Raw genomic sequence first — 22385 nt, 5'->3', positions numbered from 1 at the left:
GCCCCAGGACCCCGCGCCCGCCGAGGAGGCGGCCGCTCCGGTGGGCGACCGCGCCGTCGGCGGGCGGCCAGCCGGCCGGCCGGACCGCCGGTCTCCTGACGGTCGCGGGAGTGACGAACGCCTGATCGGCCGGTGTCGACCGGCCCCGCGCCGCTCGGGTACGCTGGTCGGGTTGCATCGCCACCGCGCGGGCGCCTCCGGGTGCCGCCGGGTCAGGCGTCCGCAGCCCGTCCAGCACCCGGCGCCCGATCGGTCGTGCGCGCCGGACAGACAGCTGGACACGAACAAGCTAACGAGGAGTCAGTGGTGTACGCAGTGGTGAAGGCCGGTGGCAGCCAGCACAAGGTGGCCGTGGGCGACACGTTCACGATCAACCGCCTGCAGGGTGCGGCCGGCGACAGCGTCGCCCTGCCGGCGATCCTGCTGGTCGACGGCGACACCGTCACCAGCGACGCCGCGGCCCTCGCGAAGGTGACCGTGACCGGCGAGATCGTCGAGCACGCCAAGGGCCCGAAGATCCGCATCCACAAGTTCAAGAACAAGACCGGGTACCACAAGCGGCAGGGGCACCGTCAGCCCCTGACCAGCGTCGTGGTCCGCGACATCTCGAAGGGCTGACGCCGACATGGCACACAAGAAGGGCGCATCGTCCTCCCGCAACGGTCGCGACTCGAACGCGCAGCGCCTCGGCGTCAAGCGCTTCGGCGGCCAGGTGGTGAAGGCCGGCGAGATCATCGTGCGTCAGCGCGGAACCCACTTCCACCCGGGCCTGGGTGTCGGTCGCGGTGGCGACGACACGCTGTTCGCGCTCGCTCCGGGCTCGGTCACCTTCGGCACGCGGCGGGGGCGGAAGACCGTCTCCATCACCGCCGTCGAGGCCTAGTCACCCGAACGATCCGCTCACGAGCGCACGGGCCGGACGGTCCGTGCGCTCGTGGCGCTTCGAGGGTGAACTGACATGGCCGCATTCGTCGACCGGGTAGTCGTGCACGTCGCCGCGGGCAACGGCGGGCACGGCGTCTCCTCGGTCCACCGGGAGAAGTTCAAGCCCCTCGGTGGACCCGACGGCGGCAACGGCGGCGACGGCGGCGACGTCGTCCTCGAGGTCGATCCCAGCGTGCACACGCTGCTGGACTTCCACCACCGACCGCACCAGAAGGCCGGCAACGGCCGGCCCGGCGAGGGCAGCAATCGGCACGGCGCGCGCGGCGAGGAGAAGGTGCTGCGCGTCCCCGCCGGCACCGTCGTCAGCACTCCGGACGGCCGGGTCATCGCCGACCTCGTCGGCGCCGGCACGCGCGTCGTGCTCGCCAAGGGCGGCAAGGGCGGGCTCGGCAACGCCGCACTGGCCAACTCCCGCCGCAAGGCGCCCGGCTTCGCGCTGCTCGGCGAGCCCGGCGAAGCCTTCGACGCGGTCATCGAGCTCAAGAGCATCGCCGATGTCGGCCTGGTCGGGTTCCCGTCGGCGGGCAAGTCGTCACTGGTCGCGGCGATGTCGTCCGCCCGGCCCAAGATCGCCGACTACCCGTTCACCACGCTGGTGCCCAACCTCGGCGTGATCCGCTCCGGCGACACCGTCTACACGATGGCCGACGTCCCCGGCCTGATCCCGGGCGCCTCCACGGGCAAGGGCCTGGGTGTGCAGTTCCTCCGCCACGTCGAGCGCTGCGCCGTCCTGGTGCACGTCGTCGACATGGCGACGATGGAGCCCGGACGCGACCCGGAGAACGACATCGCGGCCCTCGAGCACGAGCTGGCCGAATACGGTGGCGACGAGCTCGACCTGGTGGGACGGTTGCGCATCGCCGTCCTGAACAAGATCGACGTCCCCGACGCCCGCGAGCTGGTGGATCTCGTCCGCACCTCGCTGGAGGAGCGCGGGCTGGACGTCCACCCGGTCAGCGCGGCCACCGGGGAGGGCCTCAAGGAGTTCGGCTTCGCGCTCGCCGCCGCCGTCGAGGCGCACCGGGCGAGCCTGCCGCCCATGGAGCCGGCCCGTGTCACGGTCACCCCGAAGGCGGTCGACGACACCGGGTTCACCGTCGAGCGGGACACCGAGTTCGACACGGGTGGCTTCGTCGTGCACGGCGTCCGGCCCGAGCGCTGGGTGCGGCAGACCGACTTCAGCAACGACGAGGCCGTGGGCTTCCTCGCCGACCGGCTCAACCGGCTCGGGGTCGAGGAGGAGCTCGCCAAGGCCGGCGCCCTGCCGGGCGACGCGGTCACCATCGGCGGCGTGACCTTCGACTGGATGCCTACGCTGCCGGCCGGGACGCTCACGGTCGAGGAATCCGCGGGCCTGGGCGGCCGCGGCACGGACGCCCGGATCGACGCCCCGCACCGCGTGCGGGCCGAGGAACGACTGGCGGCCAAGCGGGCCCGCCGCATCCCCTACGAACTCGGCGAGGAGACGTGGACCGACGAGGACCTGCCGCCCGAGGCGCAGGACGACGTCCCGTGACGACGGCCGACCGCGGCACCGTCGCCGGTGCCCGCCGCGTCGTGGTCAAGGTCGGGTCCTCCTCGCTGACCACGGTGCCGGGCGGGCTGGACACCGAGCGGCTGACCGCGCTGGTCGACGTCCTGGGCGCCGCCCGGACCGCCGGCCGCGAGGTCGTGCTCGTCTCCTCCGGCGCGATCGCGGCAGGCCTGGCCCCGCTCGGCCTGGACGGGCGGCCTCGTGACCTCGCCACCGCCCAGGCCGCGGCGAGCGTCGGGCAGCTCCGGCTGGTGCAGACCTACGCCGACGCCTTCGCCGCCCACGGCGTGACCGTCGGCCAGGTGCTGCTCACCGCCGACGACCTCACCCGGCGCAGCCACTACCGCAACGCGCACCGCACCGTCGAGCGCCTGCTCTCCCTCGGCGTGCTGCCGGTCGTCAACGAGAACGACACGGTGGCGACGGAGGAGATCCGGTTCGGCGACAACGACCGGCTGGCCGCGCTGGTCGCCCACCTCGCCCAGGCCGATGCGCTGGTGCTGCTCTCCGACGTCGACGGCGTCTACGACGGCGACCCGCGCTCGGGTCCTGCCGCGCTGCTGGACACGGTGGACGCCCCCGGGGACCTGGCCGCCGTGACGCTCGGCTCGGCCCGGCGCAACGGCGTCGGCACCGGTGGCATGGCGACCAAGGTGGAAGCCGCCCTGCTCGCCGCGCACGCCGGCGTCCCCGTCGTCGTCACGTCGGCCGCCCAGGCCGGCGCGGCGCTGGCGGGGGAGCGGGTGGGCACGTTCTTCCGACCGATGGGCCGGCGGCCCAGCGCGCGCCAGTTCTGGCTGCGCTACGCCAGCCGCCCGCGCGGCCGGCTGACCCTGGACGACGGCGCGGTCCAGGCCGTGCGCGAGCGCCACGCCTCCCTGCTGGCCGCGGGGATCACCGCGGTGTCCGGCGAGTTCGTGGCCGACGACCCGGTCGAGCTGGTCGGACTCGACGGCTCGGTCGTCGCCCGCGGCCTGGTCGCCTACGACGCCACCGAGCTGCCGGCACTGCTGGGCCGCAAGAGCGGCGACCTGCCGCCGGAGTACCGCCGCGAGGTCGTCCACCGCGACGAGATGGTGCTGGTCGGCGGCCGAGAGACCGGCTGAGAGACTGCTCCGGTGACCATCCGTCCCATCCGAGAGCTCGGTGATCCGGTCCTGCGCACGCCGGCCGACGAGGTGCGCGCCTTCGACGGCTGGCTGGCCACGCTGGTCCGCGACCTCGAGGAGACCGTCGACCACCCGGGCCGGGCCGGGCTGGCCGCCCCGCAGATCGGCGTGAGCGTCCGGGTCTTCTCGTACAACATCGACGGCGTCATCGGGCACATGGTGAACCCGGTGATCACCGAGCTGTCCGAGGAGATCCAGGACGGCGACGAGGGCTGCCTGTCCGTGCCCGGCATCTGGGCGCCGACGGTGCGGGCTCAGCACGCCGTCGTCGACGGGTTCGACGTCCGGGGCGAGCCGCTGCGGCTCGAGGGCGAGGGCCTCATGGCCCGGTGCCTGCAGCACGAGGTCGACCACCTCGACGGCAAGGTCTTCCTGGACCGGCTCACCGGCGAGGCGCGCAAGTCCGCGCTGCGCGCGCTCCGCTCGCGCTGACCCGCCGCGGGGTCAGTCCCCGGTCGAGCAGTCGGCGCAGGTGCCGAAGAGCTCGACCCGGTGCCGCACGTCGGTGAACCCGTGCTCCGTGGCCACCCGGCCCGCCCAGCGCTCCACCGGCGGGTCGGCGACCTCCACGGCCCGGCCGCAGTCGCGGCAGACCAGGTGGTGGTGGTGCTGCACCGTGGAGCAGCGGCGGTAGGCGGCCTCGCCGTCGTCGCCGCGCAGGACGTCGATGCGCCCGTCCTCCACGAGCACCTGCAGACCGCGGTAGACCGTGGCCAGCCCGACGCGCTCCCCGCGATCGGCCAGGAGGCCGTGCAGTTCCTGGGCGGTGCGGAAGCCGTCGAGGTCCTCCAGGAGCGCCAGGAGAGCACTGCGCTGCCGCGTCGGCGGCCGTGCGGGCGGATCGGTGGCGGCGGAGCGGCTCACCGGGCACTCCCCGTGCCGGACTGCGGTGCGGGCACGGAGTGCTCACCGTGCTCGTCGTAGTGCAGCCCCGCGCCGGTGTGGTGGGGGGCGTGCAGGTGCCCGTCGTGGTCGTAGTCCACGTGGTCGCCGTGCGCGACCGGCTCGTGCCCGCAGTTCTCGCCGTGCTCGTGCGGATGGGCCTCGTGCACGCCCGTCCGGCGGCGGTGCCGGCGGCGGGCGGTCGCCTCGCGGACGGTCACCACCGTGGTGCCGAGCAGGAAGATCGCGATGGCCAGCAGCACGATCGTGCCGCCGGAGGGGGTGCCGGTGTAGTACGACATCCCCGTCCCGGACACGCTGACGACCAGGCCGATCGCACACCCGAGGAAGACCGCCTGCCGGAAGCTGCGCGCCACCAGTTGGGCCACGGCGCACGGCAGGATCATCAGCGCGCTGATCAGCAGCAGGCCCACGACGCGCATGGACAGCACGACGGTCGAGGCGACCAGAGCGGCCAGCACGATGTTGAGGGCGAGCACCGGCAGCCCGACGGCGCGGGCGTACTCCTCGTCGTCGCTCACCGCGTACAGCCGCTGCCCGAGGAGGCCGACGACGGACAGCACGACGACGGCGATGACGGCGAAGACGGTCACGTCGGCGGTGCTGGTGGTGGTGATGGCGCCGAACAGGTAGGCGTCGAGGTTCGTCGCCTGTCCCTCGGGCGCGAGGCTCAGCAGCACCACGCCGCCGGCGATCCCGCCGTAGAAGAGGACGGCGAGGGCGACGTCCCCGCTGGTTCTCCCACGGGCGCGCACCAGTTCGATGAGCACCGCGCCCAGGACGGCGGCGACGAGGGCCGCGCCGACCGGGGCGGTGGAGGTGAGGACGCCGATCGCGACGCCGGTGAGCGCCACGTGCCCCAGCCCGTCGCCCAGCAGGGACAGCCGCCGCTGGACGAGGAAGACCCCCACCGCGGGCGCCACGAGGCCGACCATGAGCGAGGCCAGCAGCGCCCGCTGCATGAACGCGTAGTCGAGCATCTCCACGTCAGGCTCCTGGCGTCCGTGGCCGGATCGACGGCGCGGTGACCGTCGGCTGGTCCAGCCGGTACCCGGGGCGCCCGGTGGGCTCCCCGGTCCCGTCGGCGTGGTGGTGCCCGCCGCCCGGTTCCTCCTGCGCCCCGGCGAGCGGACCGTCGTAGGTGATCCGCCCCGACTCCACGATGACCGCGCGGCGCAGCACCCCGGCCAGCGGTCCGGCCTCGTGGGTGACGACGAGCAACGTCGTCCCGGCGGCGGCGACGCGCCCCAGCACGCCGGCCAGCGCGTCCTGGCTGGCGGAGTCCACGCCGGCGGTCGGCTCGTCCATGATCAGCAGCTCCGGCTCCGCGGCGAGCGCGCGGGCCACGAGGACCCGCCGCTGCTGGCCGCCGGAGAGGGACGCGACGGGGGAGTCCATGCGGTCGGCCAGGCCGACCGCGGCGACCGCGTCCGCGACCGCCCGGCGGTCGGCGGCGCCCAGCCGGCGCAGCAGTCCGAGGCGGGCCAGGCGGCCGACCGCCACCACTTCCCGCACGGTGGCCGGCGCCGCGCCGCTGACCGTGTGCCGCTGGGGGACGTAGCCCACCCGGCCCCGCTCGCGCAGCCGGCCCACCGGGGCGCCGAGCACCTCGACCTCCCCGTCGAGCACGGCGGCGAGGCCGAGCAGGCCGCGGGCCAGGGTGGTCTTGCCCGACCCGTTCGAGCCGAGGACGGCGACCGCCTCGCCGGCCGCGACGGTCAGGTCGGCGTCCCGGACGATCGCCACGTCCCCGTAGCCGATGCTGGCCGAGCGCAGCCGGATCGCGGGCGGAGTGGGTGCCATCAGCAGGACTGGCCCTGCTGCAGTGTCGCCAGGTTGGCGCGCATGACCTCCAGGTAGTCGTCACCGGCCGACCGGTCGGTCAGCCCCTCGAGCGGATCGAGGACGGCGGTGCGGACCCCGGCCTCCTCGGCCACGGTCTCGGCGACCGCCGGGTCGACCAGGGTCTCGGTGTACACGGTGGTGACGCCCCGGTCGGCCACCAGCCGGGAGATCTCGGCGAGCTGGGCCGGCTGGGGCTCCTGGGAGGGGCTCAGCCCGCTGATCCCGACCACGTCGAGACCGTAGCGGTCGGCCAGGTAGCCGAAGGCGTCGTGGGCGGTGACGACGGTGTCCACGGCGCAGTTCTGCAGGCCGGCGCTCAGCTCGCCGTCGAGCTGCTCCAGGTCGGCGCGCAGCGCCGCCGCGTTGGCCGCGTAGGTGCCGGCGCCGTCGGGGTCCTCCTCGGCCAGGCGGTCGGCGAGGGCGTCGCCGACGTCGGCCAGGCGGGTGGGGTCCAGCCAGAAGTGCGGATCGACGGCCGCGTCCCCGGAGTTCTCGTGGCCGTGCCCGTCGTCCTCCTCCTCGTGCTCGTCGGCGTGCTCGTCGTCCTCGTGGCCGTGCTCGTCGCCGTGCTCGTCATCGTGGTCGTGGTGGTGGCCCTCGCCGGAGAGCAGGTCCGCGGCGCTGCCGACGTCCCAGGCCTGGTCCCCGCCCGCTGCCTCCGCGGCCTGGTCGAGAGCCGGCTGGAACCCGGCCAGGTAGACGAGCAGGTCGGCGTCCTCGATCGACGCGACGGCCCGGGGGGTGAGCTCCAGGTCGTGCGGCTCGGCGCCCGGCGGGGTGAGGGCGCTGACCGACACCCGGTCACCGCCGACCCGCTCGGCCGCCCACTGCAGCGGGTAGAAGCCGGCGAGTACCTGCAGGCCGTCGTCCCCGGCGCCGCCTTCCCCGTCACCACAGGCCGACGTGAGGAGGAGCGCGACGGAGGTGAGGGCGGTGCCCATCAAGCGGGCCGGCGTACTGATCATGAGAACCATTCTCACACAGGACCCGTCCGTGTGGTGCGGTCGGTGGTCGCATCACCGGACCGGCGGCTGCGCGTACTCTGCGTACGTGTTCGACGTCACCGGGCTGCCGCTGATCGGCGCCGCCGCCCTGCGCGCGCGGTCGGCCGCCCGTGTGCTGCGCACCGTGCCCACCGACGCCAAGGACGCGGCGCTCGCCGCCATGGCCGAGGCGCTCGTGGAGCGAGCCGACGAGATCCTCGCCGCGAACGCCGCCGACGTCGGCGCCGCCCGGGAGGCCGGCACGTCCGAGGCGATCCTCGACCGGCTCCGCCTGGACGTGGGCCGGATCGAGGGCGTGGCCGCCGCGTTGCGGCAGCTCATCGCCCTCCCGGACCCGGTCGGCGACGTCGTCCGCGGGTCGCGGCTGCCCAACGGGCTGGAGCTGCGCCAGGTCCGGGTGCCGCTCGGCGTCGTCGGGATCGTCTACGAGGCGCGCCCCAACGTGACCGTCGACGCCGCGGGGTTGTGCCTCAAGAGCGGAAACGCAGCACTCCTGCGCGGGTCCGCGTCGGCGTTCGGCACCAACACCGCGCTCGTGGCCGTCCTCACCGAGGCGGGGGAGAAGGCCGGGCTGCCGGCCGGCTTCGTGGAGCTCCTGCCGGCCGATCGCGCCTCGGTCGGCGAGCTGCTGAACGCCCGCGGGCACGTCGACGTCGTCATCCCGCGCGGCGGCGCCTCCCTCATCCAGCGGGTGGTGCGCGAGTCGAGGGTGCCGGTCATCGAGACCGGCGAGGGCAACTGCCACGTGTACGTCGACGCCTCGGCCGACCCGGCGATCGCCGAGGCGGTCGTGCTCAACTCCAAGACCCACCGGGTGAGCGTCTGCAACTCCGCCGAGACGCTGCTGGTGCACCGCGACTACCCCCACCTGCCGCGGCTGCTGCAGGCCCTGGCTGGCTCCGGTGTCGCGCTGCACGGGGACCCCGGGACGATCGACGCCGCCGCGCGCTCCGATCTCGGGGGCGTCGTCCCGGCGACCGACGAGGACTGGGCCGCCGAGTACCTGTCGATGGACATGGCCGTGCGGGTCGTCGACGACCTCCCGCAGGCCCTCGATCACATCGAGCGGTGGAGCACCGGTCACACCGAGGCGATCGTCGCCGACTCCGCCGCCGCCATCGCCGCCTTCACCGCCGGTGTGGACGCCGCCGCCGTGCTGGTGAACGCCTCCACCCGGTTCACCGACGGCGGCGAGTTCGGTTTCGGCGCCGAGATCGGCATCTCCACCCAGAAGTTGCACGCGCGTGGCCCGCTGGGGCTGCCCGAGCTCACCTCGACCACCTACGTCGTGACCGGCCGAGGTCACATCCGCTGAACGGGCCCCGGTCCGTCCCACCGCCCCAGGAGCTTGCTTTGCCCCGTCCGCCGTCGCAGTCCCCGCACTTCTCCTCCGTCAGCGACGTCAGCAAGCGGCTGAGCGAGGCGGGCTACCTGCCCGACGCCCAGATCGCGACGACGGTCTTCCTGGCCGACCGGCTCGGCAAGCCGCTGCTGGTCGAGGGCCCCGCGGGCACCGGCAAGACCGAGCTCGCCAAGGCGCTGGCCACCGCCACCGGCTCGGACCTGATCCGGCTGCAGTGCTACGAGGGCCTGGACGAGGCCCGCGCGCTGTACGAGTGGAACTACAAGAAGCAGCTGCTCCGCATCCAGGCGTCGCAGGCCGACGGCGGCGCCGACTGGGACACCGTCCACGACGACATCTTCGGTGATGAGTTCCTGCTCTCCCGTCCGTTGCTGACCGCCATCCGGCGCACCGACCCCACCGTGCTGCTCATCGACGAGACCGACAAGGCCGACGTCGAGGTCGAGGGCCTGCTGCTGGAGGTGCTGTCGGACTTCCAGGTGACCATCCCCGAGCTCGGCACGATCACTGCCACCCGCCGGCCGATGGTGGTGCTCACCTCGAACGCCACCCGGGAGCTCTCCGAGGCGCTCAAGCGGCGCTGCCTCTACCTCGCGCTGGACTACCCGTCGGCCGAGCGGGAGCGGGAGATCGTCCTCTCGCGGGTCCCCGACCTGGCGCCCGGGCTGGCCGAGCAGCTGGTGCGCACCGTGCGGGCGCTCCGGGCGATGGAGCTCAAGAAGTCGCCGTCGATCTCCGAGACGCTCGACTGGGCGCAGACGCTGCTGGAACTGGGCCTGGACACCCTGGACGAGCCGGCGGTGGCCTCGACCCTCGGCGTCGTGCTCAAGCACGCGAGCGACCAGACCCGCGCCGCTGCCGAGCTGCGGCTGAACTGATGGGCGCGGTGGCGGTGAGCGCGGGCGAGCCCGGCGGGCTGGCCGGGCACCTGGACGGCTTCGTGCGCGCGGTGCGCGAGGCCGGGATCCCGGTGGGCATCAGCCAGGCCGTCGACGCCGCCGAGATCCTCACCGTCGTCGACCTGCTGGAGCGGGAGCAGCTGCGGCACGGGCTGGCGGCGGTGCTCCTGCAGCGCGCGGCGCAGCGCCCCACCTACGACGTGCTGTTCGACCTGTGGTGGCCGCTCACCGACCGGCCGGTGGTCGAGGCCGACGGCGAGGGCGAGCCGGGGGAGGGCGGGGAGCCGGGCGACTCGCCGGACTCGCCCCGCATGGACGACGCCGAGGCCGCCAAGCGGATGCGCGACGAGCTGCTCCGGTTGCTGCTGGAGGGTGACGACGAGGACCTGCGCCGCTTCGCCCGCCAGGCCGTCGACCGGCTCGGGCGCGGACAGCCCAGCCCGTCGGGGCAGTCGTACTTCAGCTACCGGGTCATGCGGTCGCTGTCGCCGGACACCCTCGTCTCCCAGCTGCTCGCGGGCCTGCTCGCCGAGGGCGACCGGGGCGGACTCAACGAGCAGGTCGCACGCAGGGGCATCCGCGAGCGCCTCGACGCCTTCAAGGCGGCGGTCGAGGCGGAGGTCCGGCGGCGGACGGCCGCGGAGAAGGGGCGGGACAAGGTCGCGAAGAACGCCGTGCGCCCGCTGGCCGACCAGATCGACTTCCTGCGCGCGCAGTCCTCCGACCTCGCCGAGCTCCGCCGCGCCGTAGCCCCGCTCGCGCGGCGGCTCGCCGTCCGGCTGTCGGCGCGCCGGAAGATGGGGCGCCAGGGCCGGCTGGACTTCCGCAAGACGGTCCGGGCGTCGCTGGGCACCGGGGGCGTCCCGGTCGTGACCCACCACCGGCCGCGCAAGATCCACAAGCCCGAGCTGGTGGTCCTCTGCGACATCAGCGGCTCCGTGGCCGGGTTCAGCCACTTCACGCTCATGCTCACCCAGGCGCTGCGCGAGCACTTCACCGGTGTGCGGGCGTTCGCGTTCGTGGACTCGACCGACGAGGTCACCCGGTTCTTCCGCCCGGGGGCCGACGTCGCCGACGCCGTCACCCGCATCGGGCAGGAGGCGCAGGTGGTGGCGTTCGACGGGCACAGCGACTACGGCACCGCGTTGGAGGTGTTCGCCGACCGGTACGCCGCGGCGGTCGGGCCGAAGACGTCGCTGCTGGTCCTGGGCGACGGGCGGACGAACTACCGACCGGCGGGCGTGCCCGTGCTGGCCGGGCTGGTCCAGAAGGCGCGGTCGGCGCACTGGCTGAACCCGGAGCCGCGCGCCCAATGGGGGAGCGGGGACTCCGCCGCCGACCGGTACGGCGAGGTCATCGACATGGTCGAGTGCCGCAACGCCGCCCAGCTGGCCGACTTCATCACCACCCTCTGAGAAAACACCTCCTGGCAGGGGCCCGTCGGCTCGTCGACTGGCCGACCTGACCGTGGCCGGCAGGCCCGGCGAGGGCCTGTGCCGACGCCCACACCGGTGAATCGGAACCAGCGCGTAACCACCGGGGCGGTCGAGCCGTTGGGCAGCGCGGTGTCGGTGCGTGGCAGCGACACCGTCCACCGCGAGAGGGCGGCAACGCCTGCGACCGGCTGCACGGGGGAGCCGGTCGCCGCGGACCGTGGCGCCCCCGGCATCCGGGAGCGCGGCGGCTCCGTCGTGCCGGGGCCGGTCCGGTCAGGACCGGCTCCGGTCGGCACGGATACGCTCGACCGGTGACAGGTGGGCGGATCGGTGTGATGGGCGGGACGTTCGATCCCATCCACCACGGGCACCTCGTGGCCGCGAGCGAGGTCGCAGGGCTCTTCGGGCTGGACGAGGTCGTCTTCGTGCCCACCGGGGAGCCGTGGCAGAAGAGCGACCGCCAGGTCAGCCCTGCCGAGGACCGGTACCTCATGACGGTCATCGCGACCGCCTCCAACCCACGGTTCTCCGTCAGCCGGGTCGACATCGACCGCGGCGGACCGACGTACACGATCGACACCCTCGTGGACCTGCGCGCGCAGCGGCCGGACGCGGAGCTCTTCTTCATCACCGGCGCCGATGCGCTGGCGCAGATCATGACCTGGCGCGACGGCGACCGGTGCTTCGAACTCGCCCACTTCATCGGGGTGACCCGCCCGGGCTACACGCTGGCCGACTCCGACCTTCCCGCCGGCCGGGTCAGCCTGGTCGAGATCCCGGCGCTGGCGATCAGCTCCAGCGACTGCCGCGGCCGCGTGGCCCGGGGCATGCCGGTCTGGTACCTCGTGCCCGACGGCGTGGTGCAGTACATCGAGAAGCGGGGCCTCTACCGGGAGGGCCTGCGCCGCCGTGCACCGGCGGCGGTCAGCGGCGGGGAGGACGACGGTTCCCCCGACGGCGCCCCGCGAGGCGACCGGCCCACCTACGACCGCCCACCGGCGCCCTCCGGTCCCGCACCCGACCCCGACTCACGAACCGACTTCTCGGAGGTACCCAGATGACCGCCTCGGCCGAGGCGCGGGAAACCGCGCTGCTCGCAGCTCAGGCGGCTGCCGACAAGCTCGCCACCGACGTCTCGATCGTCGACGTCAGCGACCGCCTCGCGATCACCGACGCCTTCGTCCTGGCGTCGGCGCCCAACGAGCGTCAGGTGCAGGCCATCGTGGACGCGGTCGAGGAGCGACTGCGCGAGCACAGCATCAAGCCGGTGCGCCGCGAAGGCGTGGCCGAGTCCCGCTGGGTGCTGCTGGACTTCGTCGACGTGGTGGTGCACGTCCAGCACGCGGAGGAGCGCGCCTACTACGCCCTCGAGCGGCTCTGGAAGGACTGCCCGACCATCCCCTTCGTCGATCGCGACCGCCCGGCGCAGGCATCCGAGACCGCGGCGGACGACGCGTCGCCCGCCGAGGACGACTCCGACCGGTGAGCCACCCCCAGGGGCTGCCCTCCCTGCCGGTCGGCCGGCTGCTGCTCTGGCGGCACGGCCGCACGGAGTGGAACGCCAGCGGCCGCTTCCAGGGACGGCTCGACCCGCCGCTGGACGACGTCGGCCGGCGCCAGGCCGTCGACGCCGCGCCGCACCTGGTCGCCTCCGCGAAGCTCGGTGCGGACACGGCGGTGGTCTCCAGCGATCTCTCCCGCGCCGCCGACACCGCCGCGGCGCTGGGCGGGCTCCTGGGTGTGGAGGTCCGGCTCGACCCCCGGCTGCGGGAGCACGGCATGGGCAGCTGGGAAGGCCTCACCCGCGCCGAGGTCGCCGAACGGCACCCCGACCAGTACGCCGACTGGCTCGCCGGCCGACCCGTGCGCGGCCGCGGCGGCGAGGACCCCGAGGAGGTCGCCGAGCGGGCGCTCGCGGCCCTGGCCGATCTGCCGCCCGCACCGGTGGCGGTCGTCGTCACGCACGGTGGTACCAGTGGCCGGCTGATCGAGCGGCTGCTGGGTCTCGGGCGCGAGCAGCGCCGGGTGTTCGGGCCGCTGGCCAACTGCGCCTGGAGCGAGTTGGTGGAGCAGTCCGGCAGCTGGCGGTTGATGAAGCACAACGTGTCGGCCACCCGGGTCGCCACGGCGCCCGGGGACGGCGCCGTCGTGCGGTCGGGCGCGAGCCCGGAGGAGGGCGGCTCCGGCCCGATCGGCGACGCCGACGCCGTCGCCTGACCGTGTTCCACCCCCCGCGGACCGACCGCTGCCGCACCTGCGGCCGACGCGTGGCCGGAGCGGCCGGTTAGCCTCGCCGGGTGCCCGTTGCCGTCGTGACCGATTCGACGGCCTACCTGCCGCCGGAGCTCCTCGAGCGCTACGACATCAGCGTCGTCCCGCTGTACGTGATGCTGGGCAGTGACTCGGGACGCGAAGGGGAGTCCGTCGGTCCCGACGACGTGGCCAGGGTGCTGTCGAGCCGGGGTGGGCGGGTCTCGACGTCGATGCCCACCCCGGACGACTTCGCGGAGACCTATCGTCGGCTCCTGGACGCGGGCGCGGACCACCTGGTGTCCGTCCACCTCTCCGCGGAGCTGTCCGGGACGTGGGACGCCGCGCGCGTGGCTGCCACGCACGTGGGCGAACAGCTCGTGACGGTGGTCGACTCCCGATCGGCGGCGATGGGCAACGGTTTCGCCGTGCTGGCGGCGGCCCGGTCGGCCGCGGCGGGCGCGGATGCCGCCGACGTCGCGGAGTCCGCCCGCCGGACGGCCGCGGCTACCCGGACGTTCTTCGTCGTCGACACCCTCGACCACCTGCGGCGGGGTGGCCGGATCGGCTCCGCGGCCGCCCTGCTCGGTTCGGCGCTGGCCGTGAAGCCGGTGCTGCACGTGCTGGACGGGCGGGTCGTCGTCCTGGAGAAGGTGCGCACCTCGGCGCGGGCGGTGAACCGCCTCGTGCAACGGGTGGTCGAGGAGACCGACGGCGCCCCGGTGTCCCTCGCCGTTCATCACCTCGCCGCGCCTGAGAAGGCCGAGCGGCTGGCGGACGAGCTGCGGGAGCTGGTGCCCACGCTCCACGAACTGCACGTCAGCGAGCTGGGTGCCGCCATCGGGGCGCACGTGGGCCCGGGCGCGGTCGGTGTGGTCGTGGCCCCGGCACCCGACCACCCGACGGAACCCGAGGACGGACAGGAACCAGCCGCCCAGGGGTGACCGGCGGCGGGGTGAGGGCGCCCGCGCTGCGTGGATGAGCATGGCGACACCATGACCGCAGCGCGGCGATGACACCGTTCCGGTGTCCACAGGGGCGGCCGTCGTCCACAGTCGACGCCGACGCCCGCCGCGAGGCGCGCGGAGCTCCCTAGCGTTCCTCGGGTGCGCCACATCTCCCGCCGTTCCGACGACGCCGACGTCATCCGGGCGAGGCTGCGGGCGCTGCTCGACGACGGGCGCCGCGGCGGCTGGGTGCCCGAAGAGCCGGAGGACCGCGAGGAGCGCGAGGAGCGCGAGGAGCCCGAGGAGCCCGACGACGAGCCCGCCTCCCGGGCACCGGAGACGCCACGTCGCGGGCACGCAGCCGATCCGGACGTCGCCCGGCCGGTCGGCGTGGGACGGCACCGCAGGCCGGGGCGCACCGTGCGCTGGGACCCGGGCGACCAAGGGGTGCGCTCGCTCTGGATCGCCGGGTCGGTGGCCGCGCTGGTCGTCGTGGCCTGGACCTGGCTGGACCGACCGACGGTCGAGCCAGCTCCGCTCCCGTCGCAGACCGCCGAGGTGTCGGCTGGACCCGTCGAACCGCTGATGGGGGAGGCGGCGGAGACGTCCGGTCCGGTGGTCGTCGCGGTGGTGGGTCTGGTCGCCCGCCCAGGTCTGGTGACGGTCCCTCCGGGGTCGCGGGTGGCCGATGCGGTGGAGGCAGCCGGCGGGTTCCTCCCGGGTACCGACCCGGCGACGGTCAACCTCGCGGCCGTCGTCACCGACGGCCAGCAGATCGCCGTCGGGGTCCCCGGATCCGGTGCAGCGCCGGGTGCCGAGGGGCCGGTCCCCGGCGGAGGGGCTGCGGCGGGTTCGCCGGTGAACCTCAACACCGCAACGGCCGCCGACCTCGACGGGCTCCCCGGGATCGGCCCCGTGCTTGCCCAGCGCATCGTCGACCACCGTCGCGGGCAGGGGCCGTTCCGCAGCGTCGACCAGCTGGAGGACGTCCCGGGCATCGGCCCCACCATCGCCGCGGAGCTCGCGGGACTGGTGACCGTGTGACCGCGGCTGCCCGGACGGAGCCCGATGCGGACGCCCCCTGGCAGTGGATCGACCTCCGTCTGGTCCCGCTCGCAGCAGCTGTGTGGACGGTCAGCCTGGCTGCGCCGTTCGTGGCACCGCCCGTGCTGGCCGCCCTGGCCGTGTCCTCACTCGCGGCGGCCTCGGCGGTCCGGCGGGTGCGGCGGCGGGACGCGGCCGGCTGGACGGTGCTGCTGGCGCTCCTCGCCGGTGCCGCGGTCACGTGCGGCACGTCCGCCGTCCGCGAAGCTGCCCGGGACGCATCCCCCTTGACCACCCTGGCCGAGAGGCGGGAGAGCGTCACGGTGGAGCTCGACCTGGACGGCGAGACGCACCTGCTGACCGGCAGCGGCCGGCCGCGGATCGTCGCCGATGCCACCGTGACGGCGCTGCACGACGGGGCGTCGGTCCAGCGCCTCGACGCCCCTGTGCTCCTCTTCGCACCGGAGGAGGGCTGGCGCCGGCTCCTGCCCGGCCAGACCGTCCGGGCGCGTGCCGTCCTCGCGCCGGCCGACCGGGGGGACGACGTCGTGGCCGTGCTGTCGGTCCGCGGACCTCCGGCCGACATCGGGGAAGCGGAGCCGTGGCACCGGCTCGCCGGGCGGCTGCGGGACGGGTTGGCCGGCGCTGCGACGCGCGCGCTCGACCCGCGTCCGGCCGGCCTCCTGCCGGGGTTGGTCGTCGGCGACACCCGTGGCATGGACCCGGTGCTGGACGAGGACTTCCGGCGCGCGGGGCTGGCCCACCTGACCGCCGTCTCCGGGGCGAACGTCGCCATCGTGATCGCCGCCGTGGTCCGCCCCCTGCGCCGTCGCGCGGTCGACCGACGGGTCCTGGCCGTCATCGGGGCAACCGCGCTCGCCGGCTTCGTCGTGCTCGCCGGCCCGGAGCCCAGCGTCCTGCGCGCCGCCGCCATGGGGGCGGTCACGCTGCTCGCCCTGGCCTCCGGACGGCCGCGGGTCGCCGTGCCGGCGCTGGGCGCGGCGGTGTGCGTCCTCCTCCTGCTGGACCCGGGCCTGGCCCGGGAGCCCGGTTTCGCCCTGTCGGTGGTCGCCACGGCGGCCATCGTGCTGCTCGCGCCGCCGTGGTCCCGGCGGCTGCGGGATCGCGGCTGGCCTGCCCTCGTGGCCGACGCGCTGACGGTCAGCGCGGCCGCCGGGCTGGCGACCGCGCCGCTCATCGCGGCGCTGTCGGGCACGGTCAGCCTGGTGTCGCTGCCGGCCAACCTGCTAGCCGCTCCCGCCGTCGCGCCGGCGACCGTGCTCGGTCTCCTGGCCACGGTCCTGGGAGCAGCGGTCCCTGCGGCGGGGGAGGTGCTCGTGTGGTGCGCCGGCTGGCCGACGCGGTGGCTGGTGCTCGTGGCCGAGCGCGCGGCGCAGGTTCCCGATGCCGCGGTCGGCTGGCCCGCCGGGGTGCGGGGCGCGGTGCTGCTCGCGACGGTCCTGGCCGGATGCGGCTGGGCGCTGTGGTGGTTCCCACGGCTCCGGCCACTGGCACTGGCGGCCCTCGTGGGACTGGTGCTGGTCGGTTGGCCGGTGCGCCAGACCGTTCGCGGCTGGCCGCCCCCGGACACCGTGATCGTCGCCTGCGACGTGGGCCAGGGCGACGCGCTCGTGCTGCCCACCGGCCCCGGCTCGGCGGTCCTGGTGGACGCCGGACCGGACGCCCCCGCCGTCGACCGCTGTCTCGACGACGTGGGCGTCGAGCGACTGCCGCTGGTCCTCCTGTCGCACCTCGACGCCGATCACGTGGGCGGCCTGGCCGGCGCGTTCGGTGGTCGGGAGGTCGGGGTGGTGGCCACCGGGACGCTGCCGCCGGACGAGGACCGGCTGCCCGCGGTCGACGCCCTGGTGCGCGCTGCCGGCGCGGACCGGATCCGGTTGCTGCCGGGGGAGCGGCGGGACGTCGGGGAGGTGGCCCTGGAGGTGCTGGCCCCCGACCCTCGTCGGGTGACGGGGGCGGCCGGGTCCAACGACCTCTCGCTGGTGGTCCGGGCCACCGTCCGCGGGGTCCGCGTACTGCTCACCGGCGACCTCGGAGCGACCGCCGAAGCACGGCTGCGGACGGCGGGGACCGACCTCCGGGCCGACGTCCTGAAGGTGCCGCACCACGGCAGCGCGGACGCCGACGCCGGCTTCCTCACCGCGGTCGGGGCGCGGGTCGCGCTGATCTCCGTCGGAGCCGACAACTCCTACGGGCATCCCGCGCGGACGCTGGTGGAGACGCTGACCCGGGCGGGCACCGCCGTGCACCGGACCGATCGGGAAGGTGACGTGGCGGTCGTCGGCGACGGGGAGGACTGGGGCGTGGCAGCTCGGAAGGTCCGGCAGGGCGCGCGCGGTCGGTCCTGTCGGTCCCGCGTGACACGATGCAGTCGTGCCAGCCGCTCCCGTGCCGCCCACCTCGCGGCTCCGCGTGGTGTCGGGGGAGGAGGAGCTGCTCCGGTCGCGCGCGGTGGCCCGAGTCCGTGCGGCGGTCCTCGAGCGCCACCCCGACGCCGAGCTGCACGAGCTGGCCGCGCAGGGTCTCGCCGTCGGCCAGCTGGCGGACGTGCTGGCCCCGTCGCTGTTCGGGGGGCACCGCCTCGTCGTCGTCACGGGGGTGCACGAGTCGGCCGGTGCGCTGGCCGATGCGCTCACCGGTTACGCCAAGGATCCCGATCCGGAGATCACGCTCGTGATCGTCCACGGCGGCGGCAAGCGGAACGAGGCGCTGCTCAAGGCGTTCAAGGCCGCGGGTGCGGCTGTGGACGACTGCCCCAAGGTCTGGCCGAACGAGCTCGGCGGTTTCGTCCGCAACGAGGTCCGCGCCTTCGGCGGCCGGATCACCGCCGACGCCGTGATGGCCCTGGTCGAGGCCGTGGGCAACGACCTCCGCAACCTCTCCGCGGCGGTCAGCCAGCTGCTGTCGGACTTCGGCGGCTCCATCGACGCGGACGCCGTCGCCCGCTTCTACCGGGGCCAGGCGGAGGCCAACGGGTTCGCGGTGGCCGAGAAGGTCATGACGGGCGATGCCGCCGGGGCGGTGGAGGTGCTCCGGTGGGCGCTGGACGGTGGTGTGCCACAGGTGCTCATCGCCGACGCGCTGGCCGAAGGCGTCCGCACCGCGGCACGCGCGAAGTCGGTCGACGTCTCGTCCTACGGCGAGCTGATGCGCACCTTCAAGTGGCCCAAGCGGAAGGCCGAGAGCGGCCTGAAGCACGCCCGGGCGTGGAGCATCGACGGACTGCAGCAGGCGGTGGCGGTGACCGCCGAGCTCAACGCCGAGGTGAAGGGCGCCGCCGCCGACCCCGACTACGCCCTCGAGCGTGCGGTACGCCGGATGGTCGCCATCCGCGCCGCGACCGGCCGCGGCCGGGTCGCCGCCGGCCGCTGACGGCGGTCCGCCACGCCGGTCCGCCGGCTCCGAACGCGAACGAGCCCCGTCCCGGAAGGGAGGGGGCTCGTTCGCACCGCGTCACGACGACGCGGACCGGCGGCTCAGAGGCCGGAGGTGAGCTTCGCCAGACCCGACTTGCGGTTGGCGGCCTGGTTCTTGTGGATGACGCCCTTGCTGGCGGCCTTGTCCAGCGCCTTGTTGGCGGTCGCCAGAGCGGTGGCCGCGGCGGCGGAGTCACCGGACTCAGCGGCCGTGCGGACGCGCCGGACGGCCGTCTTGAGGGCGGACTTGACCGCGACGTTGCGCTGACGCGCCTTCTCGTTGGTCTTGATCCGCTTCATCTGGGACTTGATGTTCGCCACGCGTGAGCCTCGAGGTGTCTAAGGGGGTGTCTGCTGACAGTGCGTCCGCGCGCAGCGGCGAGAGAAGATCGCGCACACGGACCGGCCTCACAAGATACCAGCCGGGCACCTGCCGCCCAACCGGCGGCGGTGGGCAGAGCCAGGGAAGGCGGCCGTAGGGCGGTGCGGGCCGCCGGCGAGGGACACGTCCGAACCGTGGCGGACGCACGCGTCTCCGGGTGATCGCTGTACCCGCCCACCCGGCGTGGGACGATGGCGGCACTGTGACGACTCCTGCTGCCACCGATCCGGCCCTCATCCGGAACTTCTGCATCATCGCCCACATCGACCATGGCAAGTCGACGCTGGCCGACCGGATGCTCGAGATCACCGGGCTCGTGGAGGGGCGGCACATGCGCGCCCAGTACCTCGACCGGATGGACATCGAGCGCGAGCGCGGGATCACCATCAAGGCGCAGAACGTGCGGCTGCCGTGGACGCCGCGCTCCGGCGCGCACACCGACACCGAGTACGTGCTCGACATGATCGACACCCCGGGCCACGTGGACTTCACCTACGAGGTGTCCCGCTCGCTGGCCGCCTGCGAGGGCGCCGTCCTGCTGGTCGACGCGGCCCAGGGCATCGAGGCCCAGACGCTGGCCAACCTGTACCTGGCGCTGGAGAACGACCTCACGATCATCCCGGTGCTCAACAAGATCGACCTGCCGGCCGCCCAGCCCGAGCGGTACGCCGAGGAGATCGCGCACATCATCGGCTGCGAGCCCGACGACGTGCTGCGCGTCAGCGGCAAGACCGGCGTCGGCGTGCCCGAGCTCCTGGACCGGATCGTCGAGGAGATCCCGGCGCCGACCGGCGAGGCCGACGCCCCGGCCCGGGCGATGATCTTCGACTCGGTCTACGACATCTACCGCGGCGTCATCACCTACGTCCGCGTGGTCGACGGCCGGATCGCATCGCGCGACAAGATCAAGATGATGTCCACCGGCGCGACGCACGAGCTGCTGGAGATCGGCGTCATCGCCCCCGAGCCCAAGCCGGTGGACAGCCTCGGCCTCGGCGAGGTCGGCTACTTCATCACCGGCGTGAAGGACGTCCGCCAGTCCCGCGTCGGTGACACCGTCACGCTCCAGCACAAGCCGGCCGCGGAGTCGATCGGCGGCTACCGCGACCCCAAGCCGATGGTGTACTCCGGCCTCTACCCGATCGACGGCAGCGACTACCCGCTGCTGCGCGAGGCGCTGGACAAGCTGCTGCTCAACGACGCCGCGCTGACCTACGAGCCGGAGACCTCCGCGGCCCTGGGCTTCGGCTTCCGCGTCGGCTTCCTCGGCCTGCTGCACCTGGAGATCGTCCGCGAGCGGCTCGAGCGCGAGGCCGGGATCAGCCTCATCTCCACGGCGCCGAACGTCGTCTACCGGGTGGTCATGGAGGACGGCACCGAGCTGACCGTGACCAACCCGAGCGACTGGCCCGAGGGCAAGATCGACAAGGTCTTCGAGCCGATCGTCAACGCCACGATCATCGCGCCCAGCGACTACACCGGCGCGATCATGGAGCTCTGCCAGAGCCGCCGCGGCCAGCTCGGCGGCATGGACTACCTGAGCGAGTCACGGGTCGAGCTCCGCTACACGCTGCCGCTCGGCGAGATCATCTTCGACTTCTTCGACGCGCTGAAGTCCAAGACGCGGGGCTACGCCAGCCTGGACTACCAGGAGGCCGGCGAGCAGGAGTCCGCCCTGGTCAAGGTGGACATCCTGCTGCAGGGCGAGGCCGTCGACGCGTTCAGCGCCATCGTGCACAAGGACAAGGCCTACGCCTACGGCGTGGCGATGGCCGGCAAGCTGCGCGAGCTCATCCCTCGCCAGCAGTTCGAGGTGCCCATCCAGGCCGCGGTCGGCTCCCGGGTCATCGCCCGGGAGACCGTGCGCGCCATCCGGAAGGACGTCCTCGCCAAGTGCTACGGCGGTGACATCACCCGCAAGCGGAAGCTGCTGGAGAAGCAGAAGGAGGGCAAGAAGCGGATGAAGATGGTCGGCCGCGTCGAGGTCCCCCAGGAGGCGTTCGTCGCCGCGCTCTCCACGAACGAGTCCACCGCGTCGAAGAAGTGACCGGCCGCGTCGAGGCGGTCTGCGTCTCGGGCACGGACCTGCCCTCGGTGCCGGACCGCAAGCCGGTCCGCACCGGCATCGACAAGCGGCCGGTCGAGGGCCGGGTCGCCGTCCACCCGCTGGGGCTCGAGGGCGACGTCCAGGCCAACCGCAAGCACCACGGCGGTGAGGGGCAGGCGGTCTACGCCTACGCCCAGGAGGACGCCGACTGGTGGATGGCCGAGCTCGGCCGCGACCTGCCGGCCGGGCGGTTCGGCGAGAATCTCCGCACCTCGGGGCTGGACCTGCTCGGCGCGGTCATCGGTGAGCGTTGGCGCGTCGGGACGGCGCTGTTCGAGGTGACCGCCTGGCGGACCCCCTGCGCCAACTTCGCCCGGTTCTGGGGCATCCCCGACCTGGTCAAGCGCTTCGCCGCTCACGGGGCGACCGGCGCCTACCTGCGCGTCCTCGAGACCGGCGAGCTCGGAGCCGGCGACGTCGTGGAGATCGGGTCGCGGCCGGACCACGGGATCACCGTCGGTACCGCCTTCCGGATCGTCACGACGCAGAAGCACCGGCTGCCGGAGCTCGCCCCGGTGCTGCCCTACCTGCCGCTCAAGGACCAGCCGAAGCTGACCGCGAAGATCACCGCTCGGGACGCCGACGACGACCTCAGGAGTTCAGCGTCAGCCTGAGCTCGTCGCGCAGGGCTCCGTGGTCGACGCCGCGGTCGTGCAGCACCGTCGCCACCGGCCCCTCGCCCTCGCGGATCAGCCCCAGCAGGATGTGCGCGTCGGTGATGGCTCGCGACTTCAGCGCGATCGTCTCGCGCAGGGCGAGCTCGAGCACCTTCTTCGCGCCCGGGCTGAACGGGATGTGTCCCCGCCGCGAGCCCCGCGCGTCCAGCGCGCCGGGGCCGAACGTGGCCTCGACCGAACTGCGCACCGCGTCCAGGTCGATGCCGACGGCAGTGAGCGCCTCGGCGTCCAGGCCGTCCCCGTAGAAGGTGCGGACCGCCGTCACGACGGCGTCGCGGGTGACGCCGTGCGACGCGAGGACCCGCGCCGACGTCGTCCCCTGCTGAGCGAGCAACCCGAGCAGCAGGTGCTCGGTGCCGATCCGCTCGGAGCGCAGCTCCCGTGCCTGCTGCTGGGCGCCCACGACCACGTCCCTGGCCTCACTGGTGAATCGTTCGAACATC

The 22385-nt window shown here is 74.1% G+C and carries 22 protein-coding genes and 1 pseudogene; 17 read left to right on the top strand and 6 right to left on the bottom strand.

What is annotated here, in order from left to right; all coding sequences use genetic code 11:
- The first annotated feature begins 306 nt into the window (after window positions 1-306).
- The 5 genes from rplU to def all read left to right on the top strand — a co-directional run bounded on the left by rplU (window position 307) and on the right by def (window position 4080).
- On the top strand, window positions 307-618 hold the full coding sequence (gene rplU, locus BN344_RS03365; protein ID WP_040336983.1) for a 50S ribosomal protein L21: 312 nt from the start codon (window positions 307-309) through the stop codon (window positions 616-618).
- A gap of 7 nt (window positions 619-625) precedes the next feature.
- Complete coding sequence (gene rpmA / locus BN344_RS03360) at window positions 626-883, top strand: 50S ribosomal protein L27 (RefSeq protein ID WP_014375373.1); 258 nt, start codon at window positions 626-628, stop codon at window positions 881-883.
- A 75-nt stretch (window positions 884-958) separates the two neighbouring features.
- Window positions 959-2461, top strand: a complete 1503-nt coding sequence (gene obgE, locus BN344_RS03355; RefSeq protein WP_040336982.1) for a GTPase ObgE — start codon at window positions 959-961, stop codon at window positions 2459-2461.
- Window positions 2458-3585, top strand: a complete 1128-nt coding sequence (gene proB, locus BN344_RS03350; RefSeq protein ID WP_040336981.1) for a glutamate 5-kinase — start codon at window positions 2458-2460, stop codon at window positions 3583-3585. The genes obgE and proB overlap by 4 nt, the downstream gene beginning before the upstream one ends.
- Window positions 3586-3597: 12 nt before the next feature.
- Complete coding sequence (gene def, locus BN344_RS03345) at window positions 3598-4080, top strand: peptide deformylase (protein ID WP_040336980.1); 483 nt, start codon at window positions 3598-3600, stop codon at window positions 4078-4080.
- Window positions 4081-4092: 12 nt separating this feature from the next.
- Here def and BN344_RS03340 read toward each other — a convergent pair whose 3' ends face one another.
- Genes BN344_RS03340 through BN344_RS03325 form a run of 4 tightly spaced genes read right to left on the bottom strand, consistent with a single transcriptional unit; the run spans window position 4093 to window position 7361 of the window.
- Window positions 4093-4512: a Fur family transcriptional regulator gene (locus BN344_RS03340; RefSeq protein ID WP_040336979.1), complete on the bottom strand. Its 420-nt coding sequence runs from the start codon at window positions 4510-4512 to the stop codon at window positions 4093-4095.
- Window positions 4509-5531 (bottom strand): metal ABC transporter permease, encoded by a 1023-nt coding sequence (locus BN344_RS03335; RefSeq protein ID WP_040337883.1) that lies wholly within the window; start codon window positions 5529-5531, stop codon window positions 4509-4511. The genes BN344_RS03340 and BN344_RS03335 overlap by 4 nt, the downstream gene beginning before the upstream one ends.
- A 7-nt stretch (window positions 5532-5538) precedes the next feature.
- The gene (locus BN344_RS03330) at window positions 5539-6354 is read right to left on the bottom strand and encodes a metal ABC transporter ATP-binding protein (RefSeq protein ID WP_040336978.1); all 816 of its coding nucleotides are present in this window, start codon (window positions 6352-6354) and stop codon (window positions 5539-5541) included.
- Entirely contained in the window at window positions 6354-7361 is a 1008-nt protein-coding gene (locus tag BN344_RS03325) for a metal ABC transporter substrate-binding protein (protein ID WP_040336977.1), read from the bottom strand. Before BN344_RS03325 ends, BN344_RS03330 begins: the two co-directional genes overlap by 1 nt.
- Before the next feature lie 85 nt (window positions 7362-7446).
- Here BN344_RS03325 and BN344_RS03320 point away from each other — a divergent pair, with 85 nt between their 5' ends.
- From BN344_RS03320 to holA, 10 genes and pseudogenes are all read left to right on the top strand, one after another.
- On the top strand, window positions 7447-8715 hold the full coding sequence (locus BN344_RS03320; RefSeq protein WP_231486467.1) for a glutamate-5-semialdehyde dehydrogenase: 1269 nt from the start codon (window positions 7447-7449) through the stop codon (window positions 8713-8715).
- 38 nt (window positions 8716-8753) lie between these two features.
- Window positions 8754-9641, top strand: coding sequence for an AAA family ATPase (locus tag BN344_RS03315; RefSeq protein ID WP_040336976.1), 888 nt, complete (start codon window positions 8754-8756; stop codon window positions 9639-9641).
- Window positions 9641-11077 (top strand): vWA domain-containing protein, encoded by a 1437-nt coding sequence (locus BN344_RS03310; RefSeq protein ID WP_081788332.1) that lies wholly within the window; start codon window positions 9641-9643, stop codon window positions 11075-11077. The genes BN344_RS03315 and BN344_RS03310 overlap by 1 nt, the downstream gene beginning before the upstream one ends.
- Before the next feature lie 332 nt (window positions 11078-11409).
- Window positions 11410-12159, top strand: coding sequence for a nicotinate-nucleotide adenylyltransferase (gene nadD / locus BN344_RS03305; RefSeq protein WP_231486465.1), 750 nt, complete (start codon window positions 11410-11412; stop codon window positions 12157-12159).
- Window positions 12156-12584 carry a ribosome silencing factor gene (gene rsfS, locus BN344_RS03300; RefSeq protein WP_040336974.1) on the top strand — a complete coding sequence of 143 codons (429 nt, stop codon included), beginning with the start codon at window positions 12156-12158 and terminating at the stop codon, window positions 12582-12584. The genes nadD and rsfS overlap by 4 nt, the downstream gene beginning before the upstream one ends.
- Entirely contained in the window at window positions 12581-13315 is a 735-nt protein-coding gene (locus tag BN344_RS03295) for a histidine phosphatase family protein (RefSeq protein WP_231486463.1), read from the top strand. Before rsfS ends, BN344_RS03295 begins: the two co-directional genes overlap by 4 nt.
- A gap of 80 nt (window positions 13316-13395) precedes the next feature.
- Window positions 13396-14292, top strand: a complete 897-nt coding sequence (locus tag BN344_RS03290) for a DegV family protein (RefSeq protein ID WP_040336973.1) — start codon at window positions 13396-13398, stop codon at window positions 14290-14292.
- Between the two features lie 162 nt (window positions 14293-14454).
- On the top strand, window positions 14455-15339 hold the full coding sequence (locus BN344_RS03285; RefSeq protein ID WP_040336972.1) for a ComEA family DNA-binding protein: 885 nt from the start codon (window positions 14455-14457) through the stop codon (window positions 15337-15339).
- A pseudogene (locus BN344_RS20560) lies at window positions 15336-17471 on the top strand (ComEC/Rec2 family competence protein); the annotation flags it as partial. The gene BN344_RS03285 and the pseudogene BN344_RS20560, both read left to right, overlap by 4 nt.
- A gap of 262 nt (window positions 17472-17733) precedes the next feature.
- Window positions 17734-18732, top strand: a complete 999-nt coding sequence (gene holA / locus BN344_RS19810) for a DNA polymerase III subunit delta (protein WP_040336969.1) — start codon at window positions 17734-17736, stop codon at window positions 18730-18732.
- Window positions 18733-18836: 104 nt separating this feature from the next.
- Here the strand turns inward: holA and rpsT are convergent, their stop codons facing one another.
- The gene (rpsT, locus tag BN344_RS03265; RefSeq protein WP_040336968.1) at window positions 18837-19097 is read right to left on the bottom strand and encodes a 30S ribosomal protein S20; all 261 of its coding nucleotides are present in this window, start codon (window positions 19095-19097) and stop codon (window positions 18837-18839) included.
- 263 nt (window positions 19098-19360) lie between these two features.
- Here rpsT and lepA point away from each other — a divergent pair, with 263 nt between their 5' ends.
- Both lepA and BN344_RS03255 read left to right on the top strand, forming a co-directional pair.
- The gene (gene lepA / locus BN344_RS03260; protein WP_040336967.1) at window positions 19361-21205 is read left to right on the top strand and encodes a translation elongation factor 4; all 1845 of its coding nucleotides are present in this window, start codon (window positions 19361-19363) and stop codon (window positions 21203-21205) included.
- The gene (locus BN344_RS03255; protein WP_040336966.1) at window positions 21202-21879 is read left to right on the top strand and encodes an MOSC domain-containing protein; all 678 of its coding nucleotides are present in this window, start codon (window positions 21202-21204) and stop codon (window positions 21877-21879) included. The genes lepA and BN344_RS03255 overlap by 4 nt, the downstream gene beginning before the upstream one ends.
- Here the strand turns inward: BN344_RS03255 and BN344_RS03250 are convergent.
- Entirely contained in the window at window positions 21857-22384 is a 528-nt protein-coding gene (locus BN344_RS03250; protein ID WP_040336965.1) for a Clp protease N-terminal domain-containing protein, read from the bottom strand. The genes BN344_RS03255 and BN344_RS03250 overlap by 23 nt on opposite strands.
- Window position 22385: the final 1 nt, after the last annotated feature.

The sequence above is a fragment of the Candidatus Blastococcus massiliensis AP3 genome, from assembly GCF_000582785.1.
In the GTDB taxonomy this organism is placed as follows: domain Bacteria; phylum Actinomycetota; class Actinomycetes; order Mycobacteriales; family Geodermatophilaceae; genus Blastococcus; species Blastococcus massiliensis.
The sequence above is the reverse complement of the archived record's forward strand: the minus strand, read 5'-3'. Positions and strand labels throughout refer to the sequence as shown.